Consider the following 26,132-nt stretch of genomic DNA (forward strand, 5'->3'; position numbering starts at 1 on the left):
TCAACTAACCAGAACCAATACTGATCTCGGAGATTCAAATGACGAAATTATCCTTTGCATTGTGCCTAACTGTTGGCCTAGCGACTTGGGCCAGCCAGAGTCTGGCGTATGACGCACCAAAGGCATCAACCCCGCCCGTAATAGATGGTGATGCAAGCGATGCAGCTTGGTCTAACGCACCATGGCAAGCCATTGATCAATTAACGCTTGGCGAGCAACCGGCGGCGGAAGATTTTTCTGGCCGCTTCAAGATTGTTTGGACGCCGAGCAAGCTCTATCTGCTAGGTGAAATAGTTGACGACATCCTTATCGACACTCACGCTGACCCGCTCGAAGCCTATTGGGAGGACGATACCTTTGAAATCTTTTTAGATGAAGATCACTCTGGCGGCGACCATCTAGATAACTACAATGCGTTTGCCTACCACATTGCACTCGACAATCAAGCGATTGACCGCAACACATCTGGCAAACCGAGATATCTAAACGATCACGTAACAAGTGTTTGGAAGCGCCAAGCTGGCGACGACAATAAAATTATTTGGGAAGCATCATTCGATATCTATCCAGATACCTTTTCAGACACCAACAACAAAGCAACACCGGTGACCTTAGAGTCCGGTAAAAAAATGGGCTTTATGGTGGCGTATTGCGACAGCGACAGCTCACAAGGCCGCGAGCACTTTATCGGCTCGTACGATATTCCCGCGCTCGACGGTGATAAGAATCGTGGTTATATTGATGCCAGTGTTTTCGAAACATTGGTACTTGTTGACTAGCCAGCAGCATACGGTCATTAGACCTAAAAAATAAAAAGGGCTAGCAAACTAAATGCTAGCCCTTTTTTGTTTAGGTATAAATAATCAGCAATAGGCTGGAGCAAGCGGTTAACTTTGTTTCCGTCAAGCAAGCGCCTAAAACCAGCCTATATCGCCTCTAAGCCTTATTGTGGTGTATAGCTAATTCGTAGATAGCCAACTCGACCCGGAATGTCATGCGACACTAAACTCAAGCCCACCAAGCTGGTATCGAGTACTGGCGGGTCTTCATCGAACGCGTTGTTCAAGCCGACCGTTAACTTAACCGAATCATTGGCAATTGGCGGAATAAAACTGAATTGCACATCGGTAAACAATGCTGAATCCAAGGTTTCACCGGACGCTGTTTCCATGCTGTCGGTATAGCGAAACGATACTGAGCCATTCCAGTTCGCATTACTATTCCAACCCAAGGTAGTGGTCGCTCGTAACTCAGGGAAGGCTCGCTCGAAGGTCTCATCGGTATGCGTACCAGTTCGATCATTGATAGTTTCTGAACCGTCTGGGTTAGCCGTACGCTCGATGTATTTATCCAGAAAAGTGGCATTCATCTTGGCGGTAAATTGACCGGCGGCATTTGCATTGCTATGAAAATTAAACATCACATCTGCACCTGACGCTTCGATACCACCAATATTCTGCAATTGATTATTAACCAGATTGACGCGACCGCTACCACCGCGCTCAATACCACTACAAAAGAACGGATCTCCGGTATTAACGCACGCATTGATCAAATCACCCGGATCAATGCCTTGAATTGCATCATCGATCTCTAAGTCGTAAAAATCCAGCGAGGCAGTAAAGCGTTCAGCCCAATCTACGTTTGGATTAAATACGATACCAGCGGTCAAGCTTTCGGAAGTTTCAGCCTTCAGATTGGCATTACCAGCCGACACCGCAGACAATTGCGGATTAGTTTGCGCCGTGCCCGCGGGTACGCCTAGGGCTGCACAATTACTGATAATAGTTTGCGATTGTGCGGCGTCGCGGCCACCATTATTGGAACCCAGCTGACCAAGATAGTCGGCACAAGGATCTAGAAAGGTAAAATCGGCACGCGCGGCACCACCAAACAACTCGCCAATACCAGGCGCGCGCAAACCAGTTGAAAGCGAACTGCGCAATGACAGCGCATCATTGACCTGCCATAACAAACCGGCCTTATATGTTCCTTCCGAACCCGAGGTGCTGTAATCCGACGAACGCACTGCCACATTGAGTTCTAAGTATTTAGCAAATGATGCGTCTGCAATCAGAGGGACATTCAACTCACCGTAGACCTCAGTAACATCAAACGCTCCCGAAGTGGCGCCCGACGGAATACCGGCCGTTTCACCTCGAGCGGCGATAGGATCAGGGCGAAACGCGCCTTGATGGTCACGGTATTCAAAACCTGCCGCAAACGCTAGCTCACCGGCCGGCAGTGATGCGATATCACCAGATATATTAAACGCGAAATCCTCCAATGTTTGCTCACTAAAATCCCGCTGGGTATAGGTTACAAAGTCGAGCATTTCTTGAGTAATGGAACCGTTGCCATCAGGGCCTTGACCACCGAAGAAATTAAATGGCACACAATTCGGCGTCGCCGCACAGACCGATGGATCACCCATTGCTACCTGTAAACGTGCCGCATTATGCGAGTTTTCCTTCTCTTGAAAACCTTGATTGTCTCCATAGCTCAGCGTGGCATCCCAATAAAATGATCGATCACCAACACCGAACTTTCCTTCTAGACCTGTACTCACAAAAAACGTATCAACGTCTTGATAAAAAAGCCTAGGTCCCGATTCCAATGGACGTCGCCCAAAGAAATCCAAATTGCCATTCGCGACTGATAAGTCAGCGCCAAACGGGTTATATGGATTGTCCGCCGAGATAAAAAAGTTATTTAGAATCGCATTGCCGCAGTCATTGCCTAAACACAAGGGCTCTGGCGCGCCGCGGGTATCTGACGTGCGGTTGGTGTAAGAAGCTCTGGCGAATAAGTTAATGTCTTCTGAAAGCGCATAATCAACATGGGTAAACAAGTTCACTCGTTCACTAGGCGTGCGTAAATAATTGAACCCAGGGCCGTTATAATTAAATCGATCCGCTGAGGTAAATGAACTGAAGTCACCGGCCGTCGGATTATTCGGATCAAATGCCGGAACATTCGCCCCGCCATCGTTCAATGCGCCTTGATTCAGCGTTAATGATGACCCACCTAAATTAGGCCCGAGGATAAATCGCCCCTGCGGGGTAAACGACGAACAGCGAGTGCCCGACACGTCACAACTCGTAGTGTCTGGAACTGGGAACGCCGACCGCGCTCGGTCCGATGTCAACACTTCACCTTCTTCTGTGTAGCTAGCGCTAAACACAAAGTGCGCATCGTCATTCCCACCGCCCCATAAAGCTGAGAAATCGGTGTCTTGACCGTCGCCATCACCGAGATATTGACCTATGTGGTAATCGAATTTGAGCCCATCAAAGTTTTTGTTGGTGATCACATTAACCACGCCACCAATCGCATCCGACCCATAAATAGCTGAAGCGCCATCTTGCAGAATTTCGATGCGTTGAATCATGTTGGCAGGAATCGTATTCATGTCCACCACGCTTGGAACACCCGATGCCGAAGCACCGGCAATCCAACGACGGCCATCTACCAGAATAAGGGTTCGCTTTGCGCCAATGTTACGTAACGACAGTTGCACAGCGCCTGCGCCTATTCCCGAGCCATCTTGTGGAAAACCTGAGTTACCAGGTACATTAAATCGAGTATTCACAGCCGACCCGGTAATCGGCAATTGTTGCAGTGCCGCGCCTAGATTAGTCACGCCGGTTTGATCAATGTCATCAATACCAATGTTCATAATCGGCGCAATTTCATTTAACGGGTCACGCCGGATACGCGAACCTGTAACGACAATTTCCTCTAGGGAAGGCTCCGCCGATGTGGATTGCGCTTGCACCGTAGCTGGCGGTGCGACCGCACAAACGGTCAGAAATGTGCCGACAAGTAAGCGGCTTTTTGCGGTAGGATATTTCTTCATAACTCTCACTTTTGTCTAATATGTAGGGTAACTAGAGTATAGAGAGGGACATGTTAACGGACAAGTGGCAATTTAATCGCCCCATAAGCAACACTTGTCAGCAAAAAAAACGGAGGACCAGGCCGCGTCAATCAAACAGGAAACGCCCCATAGACAGCTATTGCACTCGTGCTAGGGGTAACATTTCACAAATGCTGGTCTATTAATATTGGATTTCCATCTGGGTCAATCAACATAAAACTACCGGCGCCTTTGCTCGATGGGTCGACCTCGCTGCTAAGCTCAATTCCTTGTTGCTTCAATGCTGCCTGAATATCACGCACATCGGTAAACTCATCAAGAGGCTCACAGTCCGAGTTCCAACCGGGATTAAAAGTCAGCATGTTTTTGTCGAACATTCCTTGAAACAGACCGATCGTGTGTGTGTCGTTGCGCATAATGAGCCAGTGTTGCGCAATATCGCCACCGACTTCAATAAAACCAAGCGCACGATAAAAATTCCTCGATTTATCGATGTCTTTAACCGCCAAACTTACTGAAAACGCACCTAGCTTCATTTTCGACTCCTGTGGTATCACCAGAACTAAGGTACCGCCTCCTTCAACAACGATCAAGATCGTCAGGGCTAAATTGTGAAGCGCTGCAGACCATTCCAATACTGGCGTAGCGCTCAGCACTTACTGTGAACGGCCCAACCCGCCTAGTTATAGACGGGCCGAGTAAAGTTAACCGCGCACTCTAAAATAAAGCAGAGCCTGGTGAACGAGGGAATGGAATAACATCACGAATGTTTTCCATGCCTGTCACGTAATTGATCAAGCGTTCAAACCCAAGACCGAACCCAGCATGCGGCACGGTGCCGTAACGTCGTAGGTCGCGATACCACCAAAGGTGATCAGCCGTTTCTTGATCCGGGAATCTTGCGTCGAGCCGATCTAAACGCTCCTCACGTTGACTGCCGCCAATAATTTCACCAATACCGGGAACCAATACGTCCATCGCAGCCACGGTTTTTTCATCATCATTCATACGCATGTAAAATGCTTTGATGTCTTTGGGGTAGTTCTTTAATACCACTGGGCCTTTGACGTGTTGCTCAGACAAGAACCGTTCGTGCTCAGACGCCAAATCCATACCCCACTCAACTGGGAACTCGAAGGTTTGGCCACTTTTCTGCAAAATATCAATCGCATCAGTGTAATCCATATGCACAAAAGCGGAATCCACCACATTGGTCAGGCGGTTGATTACCTCTTTGTCGACACGCTGCTGGAAAAACGCCATATCATCGGCGCGTTCTTCTAATACGGTGCGAATACAATGTTTTAAGAAGTCTTCCGCAAGGGCCGCGTCATCTTCCAAATTAGCAAAGGCGATCTCCGGCTCAACCATCCAAAACTCAGCCAAATGCCGACTGGTATTAGAATTTTCAGCACGAAACGTCGGGCCAAAGGTATACACCTTAGACATTGCCAAACAGTAGGCTTCGACATTTAATTGACCAGATACCGTTAAAAAGCTTTCGCCTCCGAAAAAGTCCTTAGCGTAATCCACCTTACCTTGATCATTACGTGGCAAATTGGCCATATCCAGAGTCGACACACGAAAAAGCTCACCGGCGCCTTCGGCGTCGCTACTGGTAATAATCGGTGTATTTACCCAGTGGTAGCCATTTTTATAAAAGTAGTTGTGAATCGTATTAGCCAGCGTGTTACGCACGCGAGTGACTGCGCCAATCGCATTGGTGCGCGGCCGCAAATGCGCCTGAGTTCGTAAAAACTCGAAAGTGTGTCGTTTTTTAGCAATAGGGTAAGTCTCAGGTTCATCGACCATGCCAACAACTTCAAGTGCGGTGGCTTGGACCTCGACTGATTGCCCCTGCCCCTCTGATGCAACCAACGTTCCGGTCGCAATAATTGAGCAACCCGCCCCCAAATGCATCACTTCTGATTCATAGTTTTCAAGGGCTTCCGGGACCACTATTTGAATCGGATCAAAACATGAGCCGTCATGCAAAGCCACAAACGAAATACCTGCTTTAGACGTTCGCCGAGTTCTTACCCAACCTTTGATGACAACTTCTTCGCCAAGTGCCACAGCACCTTTGACTATTTCAGCGATTGAAAATTTATTCATTCTAAAATCTCTTTTGGTTTTTTGGAGCAAATTCGAGTCGCGCTCCCATCAAATTACGGGAATAACGCGAAATTAGACGGAATTATAACGATTTAAACAAGTTTGACTGATATTTCTGATTTCATTTTTGTGTAAAACTGCTAGCCTCTCGTTCTCGCAACATTACACTCCAGCGGGAGTAGATAGCATGGCAACTGGCAAAAAATACGACATTCAAATCAAGCAATCAAATGATACTTGGATCGCTCAGATAACCCGTCAAGTCACGTCCAGAAAGACCACGGTAAGCAAGCAGCAAGATGGTTTCGACAGCGAGCAAGCTGCACGCACATGGGCCGAGCAAGCACTGACTGATTTCGTTGCGACCTTAAAAACTCGCAATAAGCGCCACGGCGTACAACGCAAAGAAGATGACGAAATCAAACGTCAACGAGCTAACCGAAGAGCGGACAAAACTGCTGCAGCGAAAAACCAGGCCAAAGAGTTGGCTGAAAACCGAAAGCTGAATGCGAAGCTCGGCGACGACGATTAATACGTCGAATCACATCGACTACTCGCATGACTAAGACTCACGCTCGAACAAAATCTCAAAGCACAACAAAAGCACCGCGCAACCCAGTTGCGCGCGCGCCGATCATGCGTAAAGGCGGCGCACATCAGAACGCCAAATCACCAGCTCGAGCCAGCGAAGAACGGATTACGCGAACAGCCTCAAGTAATTGGCGCGATGATGTCTCGTTTGAAAAGACACTTAAAGATCGTGACTAAAAAAAAGCTTTAGCTAGCAAAAAGCGATCCACAAGCGGTCGGCCCGACCGTAACCCAAACAACGGATTTCTACGCTAGCAACGCCAATAACACACCCGTCGATCACGTTCTGACGCCAGTCCAGTGAAAACACCAAGCACGCGCGGTTCCTTGATAATCCAAGATTTGACTCTATATTATTATCACTATGGACATGTTTTGTCGGATTAGCTAGGAGAAACGATGAGTACAATTATTGATCATGATGCAGCTTACGATAGCGAACCTAAGACTCACGCACTAATCGCTTACATACTCATGACGATTGGCCTGTTTACCGCTGTACCAATGATTTTCGGTGCAATTTGGGCGATGGTAAAACGCGGAGATTCGGCTGGTACGATGTATCACAGTCATTACACGAATACGATCCGGACCTTTTGGTGGTCTCTGCTGTGGACCATAATCGGCGGTATACTTACGTTTATCTTTATCGGCTTTGCGATTCTGGGAATCGTTTGGTTATGGGCGCTGTATCGCATGGTCAACGGCTTGATAAAAATCATGGCTGATAAGCCCTATCCTATTTAAGTCTGCTCGCGCTCTGCACACTACTGACAGCATGGTGCCAATATTAAGTTCTCGATTTGGCCTTTCTCACTCCTTGAACACGCACTCTGATTAAATGTCAGTATTAGAATGCAGACCAAGCGCTGAAGCCCATGCAAACACTACATCCATACATTCCTACTTTCGAGCACTTACCCAAGTCGTTACCCATATTCCCTTTAGCCGGTGCGGTATTCCTGCCACAGAGTAATCTGCCATTGAATATCTTCGAACCGCGATACCTTAAGATGGTGCAAGACTCGATGCGAGGAAACCAACTGATCGGCATGATTCAACCGGCAGATCAAACGGATCATCCCAACTTGTATGAGGTCGGATGTGCTGGCCGTATAACTCAATACATCGAGAATCCTAACGGGCAAATTCAAATTGGCTTAACCGGTGTGTGCCGCTTTACGATACGTCAGGAGTTAAGTTCATTGCGCGGCTATCGAATCGTTGCACCGGACTGGTCGAGTTTCGAACAGGACTATGACGTTGTTGACGTAGAACCGGCCAATCATCAAGACGACACTCCGAGCGCATCGTTTAGAGCAGCACTCCATCACTACTTTGCAGAAAACAGTATCGAGGCTGATTGGGACGTACTCAGCAGCTTGAGCACACACAGTCTGTTAAGCAATATGTTTAGCCACTTGCCGCTATCAATTGAGGATAAACAGCTACTGCTCGAAACATCCACCGCGACCGAACGCTTAATCGCTTTCACCGCCATTCTAAGCGATGAGTCGCAACCCAAAGGCAACCCCCAGTAAGCACAATCCGCTGGTCAATTAATATCCAGTGCTCTAGGATGTCGTCATCCAATCCACACAGAAGGGCATACCATGCAAAAAACCAGAAGAACTATATGGGTCGCAGTCTCAATGTTGGCCGCTTTTATCAGCCTCACGGCCAACGCTGAAAAAAGTGCGAACTCGCAATTTGAAGCGCTACTCGACGCACACTGGAACGAACAGTTAGCGCAAAACCCAACCTTTGCCACCAGTCTTGGGGTACGCGATTATGACCAGCAACTGTCCGATCCATCACTAGACAGTTACCAACAAGGCATTGCCAGCGCGCAACAGTTTTATCAACAGCTCAAAGCAATCGACCCTGCGCAACTGAGTGAGGCTCATCAGGTTAATCACGCCCTGTTAAAACTCGACCTCGAAGACACAATTGCTGGTGCCGAACACGGCGGCAAATACATGTTGATTACCAATCGTGGCGGCCCGCACATGAACTTAACGCAGTTGCCAAGTCGCCTGCCATTTTTCAAGCAAGCGGACTACGAGAGCTATTTGGCAAGACTAAATGCCGTTCCAGAATACATGGATAAAGCCACCGCTCGCATCCGTACCGGATTACAAGCTGGCTGGGTTCAACCTTGCATCACGATGCAGGGGTATGAAGACTCGATCAGCGCTCACCTGCCAGAGTCGGTCAATGACAGCGTATTCTTAGCACCGTTCAAGCAAAAACCAAACGTAATTGACCAAGCCACTTTCGATGCATTTAAAGCGACTGCTCAAGCCACAGTCAGCAGCAAGGTGCTTCCAGCATTTCGTAAGTTTGAATCATTCTATCTAAAAGAATACGCGCCTAAATGTCGTTCACAAGTGGGTACTGACAGCATGCCTGGCGGCAAAGCTTATTACGATTACCGAGTGAAACGTTACACCACTACCGAACAAACTGCCAACGACATTCATAAGATTGGTTTGTCTGAAGTTACACGAATCAAAGCGGAAATGATGGACGTGATCAAACAAGCGGAGTTTGATGGTAGCTTTGAAGAATGGCTCGTGTACTTGCGTGACAACCCTGATTTTTACCCAAAAACGGCTGAGGAACGAATGCAAGTGGCCGCGACTATTTCTAAGCGCATGGATGGCCTGCTGCCTAAGCTATTTGGCAAATTGCCACGCATGCCATACGGACTCAAAGAGATCCCCTTAGACATCGCTGAAAAAACCACCACGGCGTACTACAACCGACCCGCTGGCGATGGCACTCGAGCCGGCTTTTACTTCGTAAACACCACGCTACTCAACACTCGCCCATTGTACCAACTCGAAGCACTGTCACTGCACGAAGCGGTGCCAGGCCATCACCTACAAATAGCCCTAGCGCAAGAACTTGATTTACCTAACTTTCGTCGCTATGGCGGGCAAACGGTATTTGTCGAAGGATGGGGCCTATATGCCGAGCGTTTAGGACTTGAAGTTGGTTTTTACCAAACGCCGTACACCAATTTTGGACGTCTGTCATATGAGATGTGGCGCGCTTGTCGTCTAGTCGTTGACACGGGTATTCACAGCAAAGGCTGGAGTCGCCAACAGGCGATTGACTATATGGCGGAGAATTCAGGCCTGTCGATGAATAATATTACGTCTGAAGTAGATCGCTATATTTCATGGCCCGGTCAGGCCTTAGCTTACAAAACCGGCGAGCTAAAAATACGCGAACTCCGCGCTCGAGCGGAGTCCGCTTTGGGTAACCAGTTCGATATTCGTGCCTTTCACGATAAAGTTCTCGAAAATGGCGCGATCCCGCTTTCCTTACTAGAGCGCATTATCGACGCTTGGATCAAGGAGCAAGTGAGCCGTCTTAGCTAAACACTCTTAGCAAGCACTAACCAGATCTACTGGGTGATTTCAGCGTCAATAGCGCGCTGAACCGCCCAGTAGAATTGGTTACGTTGGTTCTTATAATCATCACCAGATGCTACTTTCCAATTACTGTGGCTCGCGATCACTAAGTCACGCTTAGGATCAATAAAAATGCCTTGGCCAAAAATGCCTTGTGCCGCATAGCTGCCATCATCGTAAGTCCACCACTGATAACCATAACCGAATCCTGGCTGGCCAATATCGGCTTGCTTATGACCCGCTTGTTGGAACCAGCCATCAGATACCACAGACTCTCCGTCGACCTTGCCATCGCCCAAGGCAAACAGTCCAACCCGAGCATAATCGCGCAGCGTAGCTGACAAGCAACATCCGGCGATTTCGCTGCCACCCGCGTTGAGAACCCAATACGCGTCGCTAGACATACCGTAGGGCTTCCATACTTTCTCACTCAAATAGTCAGACAAGGTTTTACCAGTGGCCTTAGAAACCAACACGCCAATCAGATTAGTTTCCCCAGTATTGTATTGCCAGCGAGTGCCGGGCTCGGCGTCGCGAACCAATTCCTTCATGTATAGCACAGTCGGATCCACACCATCGACCGACGGCTGGTCGCCAAACTTCACGACATCAGATTCGGGGTCTGCATAGTTCTCAGTCCACGCCACGCCGGATCGCATGGTCAATAATTGCTCGACACTGACACCATCATAGCCGCTGCCAATTAGCTCGGGGATATAGCGCGTCACAGGGTCGTCGATACTGGCAATATCCCCGTCTTTAAGCGCAGCACCAACAAGCGACGAAGTCAGCGATTTCGCCACCGAAAAAGAGGTCCAACGTTGTTCCGCTGAATGCCCATCACGATACTCTTCAAATCGAATCTTACCGCCTTGTAAAATAATAACGCCAACTGAATTTTGTTCTTGCATATAGCGGTCGGTATCGAATGCTTGATCACCCACTTTCCACTGCACCGCTAACGGCGTACCTAACGCTAAAGTACTCGGCGTTGGGCCCGCGCTAATAACACGGGTAGGCGCTATTTTATCCATCATTGCAAATGCCGCTAAGCGTTGATCTTGGCTCCAAAATAATATGCTTTTGTCTGTTGGGAATGACACTTCCTGACTCGGCTCGGCATTAATCGCATCCGCTTCCGCATGACTAAGCCCCCAGACCCCAACGCTAAGCAAACCAGCCAATAGCGCTTTGCTTGTTAACATTTTCATACTTCCACTCCTATCATTGTTTTTGTTTTTGTTTTTGTTTTTGTTTTTGACACTTTACCGCAGCGATTAAACACGCACAAAACAAATACCCGAAATATCGATTAATGGTAAGGTTTTAGCGTTCGCGCCTTTCTATATTAACAAATGCAAGTTTGGTACAAGCACCGCTTGTGATGTCAATATCATCAAACATTAGCGATACTATTGTCGAACACGCCATGTTGGCCAGAAATGCTGCGTCTACGATGCTAATTTCGCGAGTGACTTTTGTTACGTCGGTGGCTTAATCAACCTAATTATTTTTTAATCGAGAGAAACCAGTAATGAGCGATACAACAACCTATACCCCACCGAAAGTCTGGACATGGGATTCAGAAAGCGGCGGACGGTTCGCTAACATAAACCGCCCGATAGCCGGTTCGACCCACGACCTCACGTTACCGGTAGGCGAAAACCCACTACAACTCTACTCGCTGGCCACACCGAACGGCGTCAAAGTAACCGTCATGCTAGAGGAGCTACTGGCGCTAGGTCATGCCGGCGCTGAGTACGATGCGTATCCAGTTCGCATTACTGAAGGGGATCAGTTCGGCAGCGACTTCGTTGCAATTAACCCAAACTCGAAAATTCCCGCACTACTTGATCGCAGTGCAGAGCAGGCAATACGTGTTTTTGAATCAGGCTCTATTCTGATGTATCTCGCCGAGAAATTTGATGCCTTACTCCCTAGCGACACGCAAAAGCGAACCGAAGTACTGTCTTGGTTATTCTGGCAAATGGGTAGCGCACCGTATCTTGGTGGCGGGTTTGGTCATTTTTACGCCTATGCCCCAGAGAAAATTGAATATTGCATCAATCGATTCTCAATGGAGGTGAAACGGCAATTAGATGTGCTAGACCGACACTTGGCGGACAATGAATACATGGGCGGTGATGACTACTCTATCGCCGACATAGCGATCTGGCCTTGGTACGGCGCGCTCGCCGCTAACAAAGTGTACGAAGCCGCGGAGTTTCTACAGACCCAAAGCTACGAGAACGTAATGCGCTGGACCGAACAAGTTGGCAGTCGCGATGCAGTAAAACGCGGACAAATGGTCAATCGAACATGGGGGCCGCTTGAGGGTCAATTGCATGAACGCCATGCCGCCAGCGATTTTGAAAATAGAACTCAAGACAAACTCGAAGATACCGCTTAATCCAAGCAGGTCTAGTTAGATTAGACCTTGACCAACCGCATGACAGATTACGGAATAATCGTCATGCGGTGTGCCGTTGCGCCGTGTGGGAACGTTACTACTGAATCGCCATACTCTGCCGGCGAGTCATTATCTTTGAGCATTGAACTTACTAGCTCGGCATTAAGCCGTTGCGCAAGATTCATCAATTTGGCTACCAGCTGATCTGATGGCTGGCAGGCGTGAGCCCTGCCGTCGACCCAAACAATTTCCTCAAGCGCATCAGTTGCCTGAAATAGTGCCGAAACAGTATCTCCCTCATCCACGATAAAACTAAATGATTGATCGGACTCAATAACTGCAAGCCAATCGCCAAGTGGGATTCCATGCTCCGTGCCGACCCTTGGCAAACCTTCGAGGCTCGACTTAGTAGGGCGCCGCGTAATCGACAATTGGTAACTCATATCAGATCCTTGCTCACTTCACTTGCAGGCTTAAAAGACTACGTTGACCCCTACCACCTTTTCACTGTAGTGCATTTTTAAAGCGTATAACATTGCCATTTGATACTCGGTCGATTAATCCCGATAAACGGGAAAACTTACCAAAAGGAGGAAAACCTAGAAAAACATAATTATTTATCGTCAAAGGTGGGAGAACCCGCTCAAGCCATGCACTAAACCGTAGAAGACTAACAAAACAAGCAATAAATACACCGACGTGTTGTTTGCATGTTTACTAATTGGCGAAGGCACACCTAACCGCAAGCCAACGCATACGGAGAACGTGCTCAAGGATGAGTGTCTCTGCGGCACTTAATTCAATGCCCGATACAGACCGAATCACTCATCGATCAGCAACAACAACCAAGCTAACGAAACCTGCTTAGGTATCGGAGTAATTCTAGGTGGCGTTGCGCCAATCTCCACTGCACCAATATCAGGCTGTGCGTCACGTCGAGCGCCCAATAAGTCGAACTCAGGCGCATCCAACACGAGGCCTTGATCACGAACAATACTGCCACTCGCAGGCCGACCATAGCGGTTAGCCAATTGTTCGAATACCGAACGAATTGAATCGTAGCCGCCGGCGAACTGGGCGCCAGCGTAGACCGGTAAAATAATACCTGTTTGCGCAGGCAGCAATGGATTACCGACACGCGGAGAAGCATCATCAGCAAACCGAACACCTTGCGATGCATCCGCTGGAATGGCATTTCCACCATTATAATAAACATTATTAGCCAAATTCACGCTAGCGTTGTCGCCTTGCGGCGCATCGAACACATCAGCGTCGTTGAAAGCTTCTTGACCAAGACTGCCGGTGGGATCAGACCAGATATTATTACTGAGCTCGATATTTTGATTCGCTTGATTACTCCCAGTGACCAGCAGTCGCGCAGCAAAACTCCGTGAAGGCAGATCGCCAACCACGGTATTAAATCGAAACCGCACATTCCTTGAGCCCTGCACGGTAAACGCGCTACGCATTAGCTGATCAGAGTTTCCCAGCATCAGGTTATTTTCAATATCCACACCGTCCGCCTCAAAATTGGCCGTGCCGTCTTCGCCGACTCGTACAAAACTCTGTGCATCATTACCCAACCAATTGAAGAAGATATTCCGCTGCACTTTAATGTTTTTTGCCCCCAACACACCGTCGCTCGCAGCATTGCTGTCCTTGATAACAATGTAAGAACTGGTATCCGACTGCGAGCGTGAATTAAAAAACACATTGTTTTGCACCGTGACGTCTTCAACACTATTGATGTCAATGTGTTCGTCGGAACCTTGTTGGTTATAAAATAAGTTGCCGTCTACCATCACCTGACGAGCGCCATTATTGATTTTGAGCAGATCATTATTGGTGCTATCGTGAATAATATTATTACGCAACACAACTCGAGAAACGCTGCTGTTCTGAATTTGAATCACCAGCGCGCCAGTGTTGTTTGGGCTATGCGCAATATCAAATCCCTCCAGAGTAATACCCGCGCAAGTAAAGCAAATGACCACCGCACCATCATCATGCCGCAGTTTTGCTTGGTAGGCGCTACTCGATCGAATCACCACTCCATTGGCGAATTTTTGATCGAGGCTGACACGCCCCTCATAGGTACCCGGAGCGACCATGATGGTTGCGCCGTCACTGACTTGACCAAGCGCATACCTAATACTTGCCCACGGTTGCTGTAAACTTCCGTTGGATGCTTGATCAACACCATTGGTAGCCACATACACTGTTTGAGCAGATGCCGCAGTGATCACTGATATGCCGAACACAAGCTTGATCAACGCGCTCTTAACCAACACGCCAATAGTCATTAATATCTGGTTTCGGGGCAATAGATTCGTTTGCATAAATAAATAGTATCCGTTTAACAAACCCTCACTCAGCATGCGCTAAGCCCCTCCCATAACCACCTTCACCATAACAGAATAATCAACGACGACCCAAACTATGAATATCATTGGACGGAGCTCTCACTAGATATAAATCGATTCGATCTAGGTTTCTCGGCAAACCTCAGGTGTTATCTGCGAGCAATAGTCAGCAACTCAACTGCCGGTGTATCATTGAGCCACTAGCAACCAAAGCAATAGATCATGAGTTCACCTAAACAGTGGGATGTCATCATAATTGGGGGCGGCCATAACGGCTTAACCTGCGCTTATTATCTGGCCAAGCAAGGGCTCAAAACCTGTGTATTAGAACGCAGCAACATGGTCGGTGGCGCAGCCATTACCGAAGAATTTCATCCGGGCTTTCGCAACTCGGTGGCGTCTTACACCGTATCGCTGCTCCAACCTAAAGTGATTCAAGACATGGAATTAGAGCGCCATGGACTCGAGGTAATATTGCGAAAAATAGACAATTTTTTACCCACCGAAAACGACCACTTACTCGCTGGCCGCAATGGCATCACCGAGCGAGAGATCGAGCGTTTGAGCCCACATGACGCACGGCAATACCCAAAGTACCAGCACGCCTTAACTGAGATCGTCGACTGCATTCGACAGTTTCTACTGGTCGCGCCGCCAAACGCTGATGGCGGCTTAGCAGACCTACTCGCATTATTGAAACTAGGTCACATCAGCGGCAAGTTATCGCTCGAGACCCAACGCAACTTACTCGATTTTTTCACCAAGTCCGCGGGCGACATTCTTGACTTTTACTTTGAAAATGAAACGGTTAAAGCCTTATTCGGGTTTGATGCGGTAGTCGGTCATTTCGCCTCGCCGTATGAACCGGGGTCGGCTTATGTATTGCTACACCACGTATTCGGTGAAGCGGCTGGCGTGCGCGAAGCTTGGGGACATGCAATCGGCGGCATGGGCGCAATCACTCAAGCGATGCAGCGAGCCTGTGAAGAGCAAGGAGTACATATTGAGACGGCGAGCCCAGTCCATGAGGTAACCGTAGTTGAAGGCGCAGCCGTTGGGGTTCGCACCGATAACGCCATACATCTAGCGCCTCGAATTGCCTCGTCGGTACATCCTAAACTGCTGTTCCAGCAGTTACTCGATTCATCGACTCTGGATGCAGACTTTCAGCAACGCGTTGCCAGCTATCAGTCGCACTCAGGAACTTTTCGGATGAATGTAGCGCTGCGTGAATTACCCACTTTTACACAAGCGCCCAATAATCCGGACTATTTAACCTCCGGCATAATCATGGCGCCGAGCCTAGCTTATATGGACCAAGCTTGGAGTACCGCGCGACGCGATGGCTGGTCACAACAGCCGATCATTGAGATGCTAATTCCATCAACCTTGGATAACAGTCTTGCACCGGTCGATCAACATGTCGCCAGTCTATTCTGCCAGCAGTTTTCTTATACGCTGCCAGATGGACGTAGCTGGGACCTCGAGCGTGATGTTGCCGCCGATCATATTATCAACTGCGTTGAGCAATTCGCTCCGGGATTCAAGGCCTCGGTGCTAGGTCGCCAAGTGCTGTCGCCGCTCGACCTTGAACGTAAATTCGGCTTGATCGGTGGCGATATATTTCATGGCAAAATGACGCTAGATCAATTGTTCTCAGCACGGCCAGTACTTGGCCACGGTGCATACCGGTCACCGATTAAGGGATTGTATATGTGTGGCAGTGGTACGCATCCAGGCGGCGGCGTCACCGGGGCACCTGGGCACAATGCGGCGCAACAGATCCTGCGCGATCGTCGATGGTGGTCGCGCTCGTGGTAGTCATTCAATTGCTTCCACGCGAATGAAGGTGCTAAGCTCAGAGCATGAAAAGGTTATTCGAATATTTTCGCCTGGCGCTGTTTGTCGGTGGTGTGTTGATCGGCGTTCAAGTACCGAGCTTTGTCGACCAATATGGCCAACGCTTAGCGGCTCATACTTTAGAGTCTGACCGAGGTCTTAAAGATTTCCAGCGAGATGCTGATACTTACTTCGATGGTGATTTACAACGGTTAATTACGCACTATCAAGCCAACCCTGACCAGATCATTAATAACGGCGGACGCAACATCGCAACGCTGTACGCCCGTAATAAGCAGTTACAACAAGCCCTCACGGCTTTTTCAGCATCGCGCTTGTCGCCGTACGTGCAAACCTTTTTGAATCCAGTATCAGAGATTCGCAGTCAAGCCATCGCCAGCTATGATTTCACTATCGCGTTAAATCAAGATGCGATTATTGCAGGCCTGCTCACGGGCTTGTTGATCGGCTTATGCTTAGAATTATTACTGTCGATTTTGAAGCTCATGTTCATTCGTCCAAATCAGAATCATCGCCCCCATCGGCCGCGACGATCGATCTAAACAATCATTACTCGACGCGCTAGTATCGTGGCTAGGATCCCACACGCAGAGGCGTGCCGAGTGTGATAGTGTTCACCTTAACAACAAGATAAAGAGACCCAATCATGCCCGTTCTCGTGATGTGTCAAGATGCACATAATGCCGCCGAACTCCGTGACCGCTACCAAAAAGCGCACAATGAATATATCGATACCGTGCTGGCCTTAGTGTGTGTCACCGGCGCAATGTGTCAAAGCCCTCAAGCGATCGAAGACAACACGCAAGAAGGCACATGTTTTATTTTCGATACCGACGATCTTGCCGTTGCTCGTAAGCTGATGAAGTACGACCCCTTCGCGCAAGCAGGGGTTTACAGCGAAGTAGCCTTTGTAAAATTCAACCCTTCCGCGGGATATTGGATTACCGGCGTGCCCGGCGTGCAACCACAACCGAGTTAATAACTCGCCGTACTAGCGACTCGACGACCCGCTAGTGGTGGCCACACCGGCCGTAATCATGGCATCGATATCCACATCTGACAGCCCCGCTTGGCGTAAAACTTCGCCAGTATGTTCGCCCAAGTGCGGCGGTGCGTAACGCAAACTAGCCGGCGTTTTACTAAATCCGAACGGTGATCCGGTCATGCGAATCGAGCCTTCGGTGGGATGCTCAAAATTCTGCCAAAAGTCGGAGCCAACTAATTGTGGGTCATCAATTAACTCGTCCAAAGTACTCACTGGCATATGCGGCACATTGGAGTCTTGCAATAAGCTAAGCCACTCATCACGGGTCTTTTCAGCGGTTAACAGCCCGGTTATGCGATACGCTTCATCGATATTTTTTAGTCGCACGCGCATATTCGAGAAACGTTTATCAGTAAGCAGCTCCGGATGCCCTGAAAGTTCACAGAAGCTCTGCCAATGGGCATCCCAATACGGGAGCATCGCCATATATAATCCGTCTTTAGTGCGATAAGGGCGCCGATGAGTCGATAAAACACGTGGGCAGCCAGTGCCGCCAAGGTTTGGCAGGCATAGGGGCCCAATACAATACTGGTGATTTCCACCACCGTGATACCTGCTAACGGACCCGCCATTATGTTATTCCTCGTGCGTCGATACCAACCTTCTCAGCAACACTACCCAATCACGCGACGCATCACTCGGAGGCTGCCCTAGATAACGTAATCTTCCACCTTGCACGGTTTTTACATCACTCACTTGCAAATCGTCACCATTTAACGGATCGAACCAATGCACCGCGAACTCGCCAGTCACACTGGTCAGATCTAACTTTAGGTCATTTGCAACAGGGCTATATAGCAGGTAAACATCGCCCTGCTTGGCAAACATATAAGCCCCTTCAACTGACGTGAGGTTCGGTGTGGCTTGCATCGCCCAAAATGGTACATGACGTTGAAAGAACCCACGCGCATGATCGGTTATGGTCCATAGACGGTCTCGCAATCGCCAGTCTTCTGAAGTTAAATCATTCGCTGGGTACTTAGCACCGAAGTACCATTCAACTCCAGCTCCACCAGCCATCAAACTGCCCCAAAGCGCATAACGGCGTAACGTATCGTGGTTTGGGTCCAAGCTGTCAGGCAACGCGGCAGTATGCCACTCGCCAATTTCGTCCATGGTAATTAGCCATTCATGCCCTGCCTCGCGCGAACGCTGTCGCCAACGAACTAACTCATCGTACACTTGCTCGCGCAGATGCACTTGAAACGACAAACCATCGAGGTCCGCGTGCCCCAGTTGTGGAGGCAGAATCCGGTCTTTATCATCCGGCGTAGAGTGAGTATGTAGCAGCACTGGATGTTGATATGGGTCATGCGCCTTAATATAGGTCGACATGGCCAGGCGCTGGTCATCACTTTGCGCAACGGGCGACCATTCAGCTGGGCCGTTTTCCTCACCTAAGTTCCAAATCAAACCCGGATGGTGCGCAAAACGTGCAATCATTTCATTCAAATACAACTGCCGTTGCGGCCCGACATCACCATCATCAAGTAATCGTTCATTCTCGGTTTCCTGCGTAACAATATGCAACAAAATACCCTTGGACTGCATATGCTCAAACAGAATTTCCCATTGCGCCAACTTGCTCACATCAAAACGACTCAATTCATCATGCTTAACATAAGGCCAAACGTCGTTACCATCGCCGTTAATGTTCATGGTAAGGAAATAACTGGCGTTCATTCCTTTTGCCGCTAGGTAGTTCATTGCGCCGATTAGGTTCTTGCCTTTGCCTTCTTGCCAACTCGGATCACCCAGTTGCCAATCAGCCGCATGCGGCTTGAACTGATGCAGACCCTCACCAGCCACCGCGTCGCCATCACGGTCGGCGCGTCCAACTCGATAGGTGCCATCAAACTCAAAATAGCCCAATAGATTCTCAGGGCTATTGGCACCGGCTTTGATCCAGTATTCCCCAGTATCGCGAAAGCGAAAATAGCTGCGGTCAACCGCAAGATGTCCGTGGGCACGGAAATCACTCTGATCTTTATCGCTACCGACCACTAAAAACTCACCAACACTCGACTCAAGCGGCAACACAGTCATACTGTCACTGAGTTCTTGAATGGCAATATTCTCACCAGAGCGTAAGCTTGCACGATACGTCCATTTGCCTTTGATATGTGGCGTGAAGCGCACTCGCCAAATAGCGCCGGAATCAGCACTTGTTTCGGCGGCATTACCATCTGCAGCATAGAAGCCACGAATCGTTTTTTGTGATAATGCATGGGTAAACTCAACGTCGAGTCGCTTATTTAAAAACGGATTATCGACGTCCGACTCAGAAGTGTCCGGTCCAACAAAATCCAACTCAACGGTATGCCACAACTGATAGACCGGCGTCTCATCAATAGTAACGGGCAGCTCCCCCTTGTTGCTTGCACCGGAATCTAACGCTAGCGGTAACTTTAGTCGCTCCATGCTGGTTAGCTCAGGACCACCACCACGGTTGGCAGAACCAGATGCGGTGTACACATAATCATTTAGTACAACAAAGCCAGTGCCGTGCCGACCTTCTAGCAGGTCGGGCCAGCGACGCCATTGTTGAGTTTTCGTGTCAAATGCGTCAACTTCTCGGTGCGCTGATTCTTGAAGATGGCTCTCGCCACCACCAATGATTATTTCATTATTCCAAAACATCAACATATTGCCCGCACGAAGGTGCGGCAATGCCAACTGGTTGGTCACCGGTAACCACTGCTCAGCATTCAAATCAAACACTTCACCGTGCTCAACCAATAACGACATAACTTCGTCGGTGCGTTGTCGACTGGTGCGGCCGGCAAACACATAAAGCTTGTCATTGTTTATCGCCGCCTGCACATGGTCTCGCGCAAACTGCGCATCAGGCAGCACTCGCCACTCTCCGCTTACTGGGTCGTATTCGTCTAACCATGGTTTATAACCATCAACATGACCATTGGTAATCCCACCGACTACGTATAGCTTGCCGTTATGCACAGCGACTCCAGCGCCACCACGACGACGTTCAACTGGAATCTCGTGCAGATACTTAAATGTGTTGCTCGCAGGATAATACGCAATCACTTTATCGAGCGGAGTTTCATTGGGGTACTGCCCGGTCATGGCTCCCACAATGTAGATTGCATCACCTAAACTGACCGCCTGAAAGTGATGCAGCTCAATCGGTGTTGAGGCCTTAGCTACCCACTCATTTGTTTGGGGGTCAAACACATCCACCGGATTAATACGTCGACCACCGAGCAGGTAGATCTTGCCATTATGCGCCACCATCGACGCCTCATGACGCGCAGTAGGCTGCCCAATCACCGTAACGCTTTCCCATTGCCAAGGCTCGTCAGGCTGACAAGCGAATAAACCAAGCAACAATGGCGCTAACAATAATATTCGCCCAACCTGCCACGTAAAAGACTTCCGAGACATACACACCTCTATGTAGTAATAAGCGCCCCTTTAAAAGAGGCATAACCGTTTCAATTAAGAATTAGCGCGGTCCGGCCGCACAGTGTTTTTGAATAAATTCTGCATGGGTTGGCATGGAGTCGACCGATCGATCAATCACGTCTAACACGCCACTGAGATAGCGCTCCATGCCATCCGAGTCATAAGCATCAACCAAAGGATGATAGCTCGCCGGCAGAATTCCTTGCCCCACCAGGACTGCGAGCCAGCTGGTTTCTGAGAACAATTCGTCGCCCTCACGATAAAGCCGGCCATTGCTCTTATACAACGCCAACCGCTCATCGAGGCTACTTGGCAGACTCATCGTACGACAGTAATTCCAAAACTCGGTGTCATCGCGCTGCGTCGCTTTGTAGTGCAGGATAATAAAGTCTCGGATCGATTCAATTTCAGAGATCGACTGTTGATTGTATTTATCAATATCTGGCTGCTGGAAATCTCGACTTGGAAACAATCCAATCAACTTCGATATACCCGACTGAATTAGATGGATACTGGTCGACTCTAGCGGTTCGATAAAGCCACTCGAAAGTCCAATAGCCACTACATTCTTATTCCAGAACTGTTTGCGACGACCAGTAACAAAGCGCAGCTTGTTGACATCAGCAAGAGGCTCACCGTCCAAACTAGACAACAGTGTCTCAATAGCCGTATCGTCGTCGGTGAATTGACTACTATAGACGTGACCGTTACCGGTGCGATGTTGTAGTGGGATGCGCCATTGCCAGCCAGCATCACGCGCAGTCGACCGAGTATAAGGTTCTGGCGGCCCAGCACTCATACACGGCACCGCTGCGGCTCGATCACATGGCAACCAATGGGTCCATTCTTCATAACCAGTTTTTAAGGTCTGCTCAATCAACAGGCCACGAAAGCCAGAGCAATCAATAAACAGATCACCCTCAATACGCTCGCCCGATTCCATTTCTACCGACGCAATGAAGCCGTCATCACTACGCTGATGAACTTGGCTTACTTTACCTTCGGTGCGCTTAACGCCTCGCGCCTCAGAGTAACGCCGTAGATATTTTGCGTATAAACCAGCATCGAATTGAAAAGCGTAGGCTATCTGCGAAAGCGGAGATTTCGGTATATTCATCGGCCGTGTGAACTTACCTTTTGGTGCGGCGACACATGCTAAAGAAAAATCCTGCAAACGTGAGAATTTTTCGGCTTGCCGCATTTTTAACCAATAATGATGAAACGGAACAGACTCTATCGGCACTCCAAATACACCAAAGGGATGTATGTATGAATCGCCTAGCTGCCCCCAATCGCGAAACTCAATACCCAATTTAAAGGTGCCCTGCGTCTCGCGTACAAATTCGTTTTCATCAATTCCTAGCAGAGTATTGAAACGTGAAATTTGCGGAATTGTCGCTTCGCCAACGCCCACGGTTCCGATAGCCTCTGACTCTACTAGCTCAATTTCACAATAATTATTGATGAGTACTTTTGACAGCGCTGCGGCGGTCATCCACCCGGCGGTACCCCCACCAACAATCACGATTTTGCGTATTCGATTATCCAATTTAACTCTCTGTCTCATGGGTTTGAGCAGTTGCGGCTCTTCACCCTTGCGGTTGTTGTTAGATGTATAGTTGTTAGATGTATAACAGCCTATTGGGTATTACGGATTGCTCGTAACAAAGCGTCATGATCAGGCATTTTATGTGCCGATTGCACTATCTTGTCAGCAATCGCACCCACGACTCGTCGCGAATCATCCAGCGAAATTTTGGCCGCCAACGGGTCATAGCGTTGCGGCCAAATACCACATGCCATAAACAATGAAACCCACTGATGCTTTTCCAGCAAATCAGATTCGTAAAACGCCACCTGACCCGTTTGTTCAAACAGCGCCACGCGATGCAATAAGCTGTTCGGCCACACCACCTCATGCGCGGGCGACGAAGTTGGTTCGCTGCTCGGTCGCTCAGTCAGTAAACGCAAGGTATGAATATCTCGTGCGCTCGCATACTCCAAGCGTGTCATACGGTTATATTCTTCGGCCGAGAGTGTCGAGTCCCCACACAGTGGATATAAAGACAACCAACGATCGAGCGCGGTATGGGTAAAGTGGTACTCATCAAAATATAACGGCGTCAGACTTGCTGCCGCGGCCCCCACTGCCACACAATTATTTTGCCAACTATGCGTACGGATGCCGACTTGCAACTCACGCGAACCGCTCACCCGCAATGGTTCGTCTCCAGCACACGCCTGTTCAGCTGCTGCTAACGCTTGATCTGCAGTGGTGGATTTAGAACAGTAGACCTGTTGCGCAAATGTAACACCCGGTACCGCATCCGTACGTAACCACCCTGCTGCATTGTTGATTAGCTTATTAACCACCGGTGTCGCCGCGCGGGTATTCCGCATCAGCTCAAGCTGTTGATCATAAGGCAAACAATTCGACCACGACTTCCATGGCACATGTAGCGCACCACTAATGAGAGCCGCAATAGAGCCGCTCGCATCAAACAAAAAGTCAGCCTCTAGTTCGGACTGATCAGTAAGCACTAGGCGCTGGATATCACCGGAGTCTTTGCTCCTAACAACTTGGTGCACACCCGCAACGACATGCTTCACGCCGTTATCCAACGCGAAAGAACGAATAAACTGTGCGTAGCGATGTCCGTCAAACTGCATGGCGTAATCAATAAGTTGATACGGTGTATTGGCTTGAGGATGGGTAAATTTATTTTGTCGACTGGCGCTAGCGGCCAATGAGTAGTGCTCAGGATCAATCGTCTCGCCTTGCAATCGCAGGCGACTTAAAAAGTGATGAAAATGGACCCGCTCCAACATTTCACCACATGGCGAGAAGGTATGAATCACATCATCATCGGCACTGCCCCAAGCTAGGTAACGTGTTCCGTAGCGATACGCGCCATTAAGATGCTTAATCAGATCGACTTCGCGCACTCCCAGCGCTTGGTGATATGCATGCGCGCTGGTTCCAAATGCGACCACTGGCGGCGGATTAATCTCACTTGCGGCCACCACAGTAATGGTCACGCCTTGATTGCGCAGAGCCACCGCTAACCGAGCCGCCGTACTCCAAGCATGTAAATCACTGCCAACAATGGCAATCTTCAATATTGCGCCTGACTGCTTATCCGCCATTATTCTTCACTCGACCTCATCAGTGGCCATACAAATTCATGGAGGTATTTTTCCAACCTAGATTGGCCGGATCACCGATCTGTTTAATTGCCTGGCTATGACTAGGCATGCCATTCACTGCCCGAACAATCGACTGCTTGAGCTTTTCCAGCTGCGCATCGAGCTGATCGATACTCAACGCATCCAATCGCGGATCGTAAGCTCGAGGTATTTTTCGCTGCCCTAGATATACCGCAATCCAACTCGGCTCCAAAAATAACCCTTCTTGATACTTAACTACATGACCTGTGCGTTCAAACAGCTCCATCTTGCGTTGCAGTTCATCAGGTAGCGACATGGTTCGTACATAGTTCCAGAATTCAGTGTCGTCACGTTCGGTAGCATTGTAGTGAAGAATTAGAAAGTCTTTAATGCGTTCAATTTCCATTTGCATGACCCGATTAAACTCATCACTGAACGCCGGATCAATCGATTGATCTGGAAAGAACTCAATCAGCTTCATGATGGCCAATTGAATCAGGTGAATACCGGTGGATTCGAGCGGCTCAAGAAAACCCGCTGACAAGCCAATCGCCACACAGTTTTTATTCCACATTTTCTTGCGACGGCCGGTGGTAAAACGCAGAAAGTTTGCGTCTCTCTCTGGTTCACCTTCTAAGTTAGTCCGCAATGTGCGTTCAGCTTGTTCATCGGACATAAAGTCACTGCAGTAAACATGACCATTCCCCACGCGGTGTTGTAGTGGAATGCGCCAGCGCCAACCAGCCTCGTCTGCGGTCGCACGCGTGTACGGTATTGACGCTTGGTTTGGGTTCGCAGCACACGGTATTGCCACCGCGCGATCACATGGCAACCAATGCTGCCAATCTTCATAACCAGTTTCTAGCGCTTGCTCAATAAGCAGACCACGAAATCCAGAGCAGTCGATAAACAGCTGCCCTTCGATCTGTGTTCCATCATCGATTTCAACCGACGTTATAAAACCAGTTTCGGCATCTTGATTAACCCCTATGACCTTACCTTCCTTACGAGTCACGCCACGTTGCTCAGAGTACTCACGCAAGTACTTCGCATATAAGCCCGCATCGATATGATACGCAAATGAGAAAGTAGACAGCAACGAATTCAAATCCTGCGCGGGAAAATCAAACTTAGCCTGTTGTGACGCCACCACTGGCAGAGAGAAGTCGCCTATCGGTGTCTTATTGCCATGCAAATGAGATTTCACCCAATAGTGATGAAAAGCTATGTTGTTTTGCGGCTTGCCAAAATCGCCAAACGGATGAATATAGGAATCGCCTTTTTGTCCCCAGTTGGCAAACTCAATTCCAAGCTTGTAAGTGGCGTTAACGGCTCGCATGAACTCTGGCTCATCGATGCCCAAGCGTTGATTGAAAAAGCGTAGATGTGGCAATGTCGCCTCACCTACCCCAACGGTTCCAATTTGTTCTGATTCAATTAGAGTAATCTCGCAGCCAGTGTTACTCAACACTTCTGACAGCGCAGCCGCAGTCATCCAGCCAGCAGTACCGCCGCCGACGATGACGACTTTATTAATCGCATTATTTGCGTTTTCAATCATTTGACAAGCACACCTAATAGAATCGCGTCACTTAGTATAAGAAGTGCGAGATGCTCAAGAACCCCTCTAATAGACCGACTAAGCACGCCCACAGAAATAGGACACGGTCGATTTAATATTGAGCAAATCGCTCTAGATCTTAGACACAGAATAGCACTCGGGCTAGTTTAATCAATGGCAGCTTAACCCACACAGATCTATAAGTCTATTTGACTATATCAAACCAGCAAACTCAATCAGAGCAACCCGCGCCATATAAAAAAGCCGCCCCAAGTAACCCTGAGGCGGCTC

At 48.8% G+C, this 26,132-nt stretch carries 21 protein-coding genes; 10 read left to right on the top strand and 11 right to left on the bottom strand.

Annotation, left to right across the window (positions count from 1 at the left end):
- The first annotated feature begins 38 nt into the window (after nucleotides 1-38).
- Nucleotides 39-779: a sugar-binding protein gene (locus DFR28_RS02790; protein ID WP_113952771.1), complete on the top strand. Its 741-nt coding sequence runs from the start codon at nucleotides 39-41 to the stop codon at nucleotides 777-779.
- Nucleotides 780-943: 164 nt separating this feature from the next.
- On the opposite strand, the gene DFR28_RS02795 is transcribed toward DFR28_RS02790, so the two are convergent.
- From DFR28_RS02795 to asnS, 3 genes are all read right to left on the bottom strand, one after another.
- Entirely contained in the window at nucleotides 944-3,859 is a 2,916-nt protein-coding gene (locus DFR28_RS02795) for a TonB-dependent receptor plug domain-containing protein (RefSeq protein ID WP_113952772.1), read from the bottom strand.
- 185 nt (nucleotides 3,860-4,044) lie between these two features.
- On the bottom strand, nucleotides 4,045-4,416 hold the full coding sequence (locus DFR28_RS02800) for a VOC family protein (protein WP_113953388.1): 372 nt from the start codon (nucleotides 4,414-4,416) through the stop codon (nucleotides 4,045-4,047).
- 181 nt (nucleotides 4,417-4,597) lie between these two features.
- Nucleotides 4,598-5,995, bottom strand: coding sequence for an asparagine--tRNA ligase (gene asnS, locus DFR28_RS02805; RefSeq protein ID WP_113952773.1), 1,398 nt, complete (start codon nucleotides 5,993-5,995; stop codon nucleotides 4,598-4,600).
- 187 nt (nucleotides 5,996-6,182) lie between these two features.
- Here asnS and DFR28_RS02810 point away from each other — a divergent pair, with 187 nt between their 5' ends.
- From DFR28_RS02810 to DFR28_RS02830, 5 genes are all read left to right on the top strand, one after another.
- Nucleotides 6,183-6,527, top strand: a complete 345-nt coding sequence (locus DFR28_RS02810; protein WP_113952774.1) for a DUF3622 domain-containing protein — start codon at nucleotides 6,183-6,185, stop codon at nucleotides 6,525-6,527.
- A 26-nt stretch (nucleotides 6,528-6,553) separates the two neighbouring features.
- Complete coding sequence (locus DFR28_RS02815) at nucleotides 6,554-6,763, top strand: hypothetical protein (RefSeq protein WP_113952775.1); 210 nt, start codon at nucleotides 6,554-6,556, stop codon at nucleotides 6,761-6,763.
- Nucleotides 6,764-6,985: 222 nt separating this feature from the next.
- Nucleotides 6,986-7,333 (top strand): DUF4870 family protein, encoded by a 348-nt coding sequence (locus DFR28_RS02820; RefSeq protein ID WP_113952776.1) that lies wholly within the window; start codon nucleotides 6,986-6,988, stop codon nucleotides 7,331-7,333.
- Between the two features lie 131 nt (nucleotides 7,334-7,464).
- Nucleotides 7,465-8,127 carry an LON peptidase substrate-binding domain-containing protein gene (locus DFR28_RS02825; protein ID WP_113952777.1) on the top strand — a complete coding sequence of 221 codons (663 nt, stop codon included), beginning with the start codon at nucleotides 7,465-7,467 and terminating at the stop codon, nucleotides 8,125-8,127.
- 72 nt (nucleotides 8,128-8,199) lie between these two features.
- Nucleotides 8,200-9,975 carry a DUF885 domain-containing protein gene (locus DFR28_RS02830; RefSeq protein WP_113952778.1) on the top strand — a complete coding sequence of 592 codons (1,776 nt, stop codon included), beginning with the start codon at nucleotides 8,200-8,202 and terminating at the stop codon, nucleotides 9,973-9,975.
- 26 nt (nucleotides 9,976-10,001) lie between these two features.
- On the opposite strand, the gene DFR28_RS02835 is transcribed toward DFR28_RS02830, so the two are convergent.
- A complete protein-coding gene (locus DFR28_RS02835; protein ID WP_211316825.1) occupies nucleotides 10,002-11,219 on the bottom strand; it encodes a serine hydrolase domain-containing protein in 1,218 nt (405 codons plus the stop codon).
- A gap of 323 nt (nucleotides 11,220-11,542) precedes the next feature.
- On the opposite strand from DFR28_RS02835, the gene yghU reads away from it, so the two are divergent.
- Nucleotides 11,543-12,418 carry a glutathione-dependent disulfide-bond oxidoreductase gene (gene yghU / locus DFR28_RS02840; protein WP_113952779.1) on the top strand — a complete coding sequence of 292 codons (876 nt, stop codon included), beginning with the start codon at nucleotides 11,543-11,545 and terminating at the stop codon, nucleotides 12,416-12,418.
- Between the two features lie 47 nt (nucleotides 12,419-12,465).
- On the opposite strand, the gene DFR28_RS02845 is transcribed toward yghU, so the two are convergent.
- Together DFR28_RS02845 and DFR28_RS02850 are read right to left on the bottom strand one after the other, a co-directional pair.
- The gene (locus DFR28_RS02845) at nucleotides 12,466-12,861 is read right to left on the bottom strand and encodes a hypothetical protein (protein ID WP_113952780.1); all 396 of its coding nucleotides are present in this window, start codon (nucleotides 12,859-12,861) and stop codon (nucleotides 12,466-12,468) included.
- A gap of 378 nt (nucleotides 12,862-13,239) precedes the next feature.
- Nucleotides 13,240-14,757: a right-handed parallel beta-helix repeat-containing protein gene (locus DFR28_RS02850; RefSeq protein WP_147250910.1), complete on the bottom strand. Its 1,518-nt coding sequence runs from the start codon at nucleotides 14,755-14,757 to the stop codon at nucleotides 13,240-13,242.
- A gap of 246 nt (nucleotides 14,758-15,003) precedes the next feature.
- Between DFR28_RS02850 and DFR28_RS02855 the strand changes: the two genes are divergently transcribed.
- The 3 genes from DFR28_RS02855 to DFR28_RS02865 all read left to right on the top strand — a co-directional run bounded on the left by DFR28_RS02855 (nucleotide 15,004) and on the right by DFR28_RS02865 (nucleotide 17,620).
- Entirely contained in the window at nucleotides 15,004-16,602 is a 1,599-nt protein-coding gene (locus tag DFR28_RS02855) for a phytoene desaturase family protein (protein WP_113952782.1), read from the top strand.
- Nucleotides 16,603-16,646: 44 nt separating this feature from the next.
- Nucleotides 16,647-17,183 (top strand): DUF2937 family protein, encoded by a 537-nt coding sequence (locus tag DFR28_RS02860; protein ID WP_113952783.1) that lies wholly within the window; start codon nucleotides 16,647-16,649, stop codon nucleotides 17,181-17,183.
- 104 nt (nucleotides 17,184-17,287) lie between these two features.
- Complete coding sequence (locus DFR28_RS02865) at nucleotides 17,288-17,620, top strand: YciI family protein (RefSeq protein ID WP_113952784.1); 333 nt, start codon at nucleotides 17,288-17,290, stop codon at nucleotides 17,618-17,620.
- A 12-nt stretch (nucleotides 17,621-17,632) separates the two neighbouring features.
- Here the strand turns inward: DFR28_RS02865 and DFR28_RS02870 are convergent, their stop codons facing one another.
- The 5 genes from DFR28_RS02870 to DFR28_RS02890 all read right to left on the bottom strand — a co-directional run bounded on the left by DFR28_RS02870 (nucleotide 17,633) and on the right by DFR28_RS02890 (nucleotide 25,841).
- Nucleotides 17,633-18,208 (bottom strand): CoA transferase, encoded by a 576-nt coding sequence (locus DFR28_RS02870; RefSeq protein ID WP_342773276.1) that lies wholly within the window; start codon nucleotides 18,206-18,208, stop codon nucleotides 17,633-17,635.
- A 54-nt stretch (nucleotides 18,209-18,262) separates the two neighbouring features.
- The gene (locus DFR28_RS02875; RefSeq protein ID WP_113952786.1) at nucleotides 18,263-21,091 is read right to left on the bottom strand and encodes a Kelch repeat-containing protein; all 2,829 of its coding nucleotides are present in this window, start codon (nucleotides 21,089-21,091) and stop codon (nucleotides 18,263-18,265) included.
- Between the two features lie 61 nt (nucleotides 21,092-21,152).
- A complete protein-coding gene (locus tag DFR28_RS02880; protein WP_211316826.1) occupies nucleotides 21,153-22,661 on the bottom strand; it encodes a tryptophan halogenase family protein in 1,509 nt (502 codons plus the stop codon).
- Nucleotides 22,662-22,750: 89 nt separating this feature from the next.
- Nucleotides 22,751-24,259 (bottom strand): tryptophan 7-halogenase, encoded by a 1,509-nt coding sequence (locus DFR28_RS02885; protein WP_113952788.1) that lies wholly within the window; start codon nucleotides 24,257-24,259, stop codon nucleotides 22,751-22,753.
- A 19-nt stretch (nucleotides 24,260-24,278) separates the two neighbouring features.
- Nucleotides 24,279-25,841: a tryptophan halogenase family protein gene (locus tag DFR28_RS02890; RefSeq protein ID WP_113952789.1), complete on the bottom strand. Its 1,563-nt coding sequence runs from the start codon at nucleotides 25,839-25,841 to the stop codon at nucleotides 24,279-24,281.
- Nucleotides 25,842-26,132: the final 291 nt, after the last annotated feature.

Source organism: Arenicella xantha, from assembly GCF_003315245.1.
Lineage (GTDB): Bacteria > Pseudomonadota > Gammaproteobacteria > Arenicellales > Arenicellaceae > Arenicella > Arenicella xantha.

Coding starts and splice junctions, on each gene's coding strand:
- DFR28_RS02790 (WP_113952771.1), top strand. CDS start 39: ATGACGAAATTATCCTTTGCATTGTGCCTAACTGTTGGCCTAGCGACT.
- DFR28_RS02795 (WP_113952772.1), bottom strand. CDS start 3,859: ATGAAGAAATATCCTACCGCAAAAAGCCGCTTACTTGTCGGCACATTT.
- DFR28_RS02800 (WP_113953388.1), bottom strand. CDS start 4,416: ATGAAGCTAGGTGCGTTTTCAGTAAGTTTGGCGGTTAAAGACATCGAT.
- asnS (WP_113952773.1), bottom strand. CDS start 5,995: ATGAATAAATTTTCAATCGCTGAAATAGTCAAAGGTGCTGTGGCACTT.
- DFR28_RS02810 (WP_113952774.1), top strand. CDS start 6,183: ATGGCAACTGGCAAAAAATACGACATTCAAATCAAGCAATCAAATGAT.
- DFR28_RS02815 (WP_113952775.1), top strand. CDS start 6,554: ATGACTAAGACTCACGCTCGAACAAAATCTCAAAGCACAACAAAAGCA.
- DFR28_RS02820 (WP_113952776.1), top strand. CDS start 6,986: ATGAGTACAATTATTGATCATGATGCAGCTTACGATAGCGAACCTAAG.
- DFR28_RS02825 (WP_113952777.1), top strand. CDS start 7,465: ATGCAAACACTACATCCATACATTCCTACTTTCGAGCACTTACCCAAG.
- DFR28_RS02830 (WP_113952778.1), top strand. CDS start 8,200: ATGCAAAAAACCAGAAGAACTATATGGGTCGCAGTCTCAATGTTGGCC.
- DFR28_RS02835 (WP_211316825.1), bottom strand. CDS start 11,219: ATGAAAATGTTAACAAGCAAAGCGCTATTGGCTGGTTTGCTTAGCGTT.
- yghU (WP_113952779.1), top strand. CDS start 11,543: ATGAGCGATACAACAACCTATACCCCACCGAAAGTCTGGACATGGGAT.
- DFR28_RS02845 (WP_113952780.1), bottom strand. CDS start 12,861: ATGAGTTACCAATTGTCGATTACGCGGCGCCCTACTAAGTCGAGCCTC.
- DFR28_RS02850 (WP_147250910.1), bottom strand. CDS start 14,757: ATGCAAACGAATCTATTGCCCCGAAACCAGATATTAATGACTATTGGC.
- DFR28_RS02855 (WP_113952782.1), top strand. CDS start 15,004: ATGAGTTCACCTAAACAGTGGGATGTCATCATAATTGGGGGCGGCCAT.
- DFR28_RS02860 (WP_113952783.1), top strand. CDS start 16,647: ATGAAAAGGTTATTCGAATATTTTCGCCTGGCGCTGTTTGTCGGTGGT.
- DFR28_RS02865 (WP_113952784.1), top strand. CDS start 17,288: ATGCCCGTTCTCGTGATGTGTCAAGATGCACATAATGCCGCCGAACTC.
- DFR28_RS02875 (WP_113952786.1), bottom strand. CDS start 21,091: ATGTCTCGGAAGTCTTTTACGTGGCAGGTTGGGCGAATATTATTGTTA.
- DFR28_RS02885 (WP_113952788.1), bottom strand. CDS start 24,259: ATGGCGGATAAGCAGTCAGGCGCAATATTGAAGATTGCCATTGTTGGC.
- DFR28_RS02890 (WP_113952789.1), bottom strand. CDS start 25,841: ATGATTGAAAACGCAAATAATGCGATTAATAAAGTCGTCATCGTCGGC.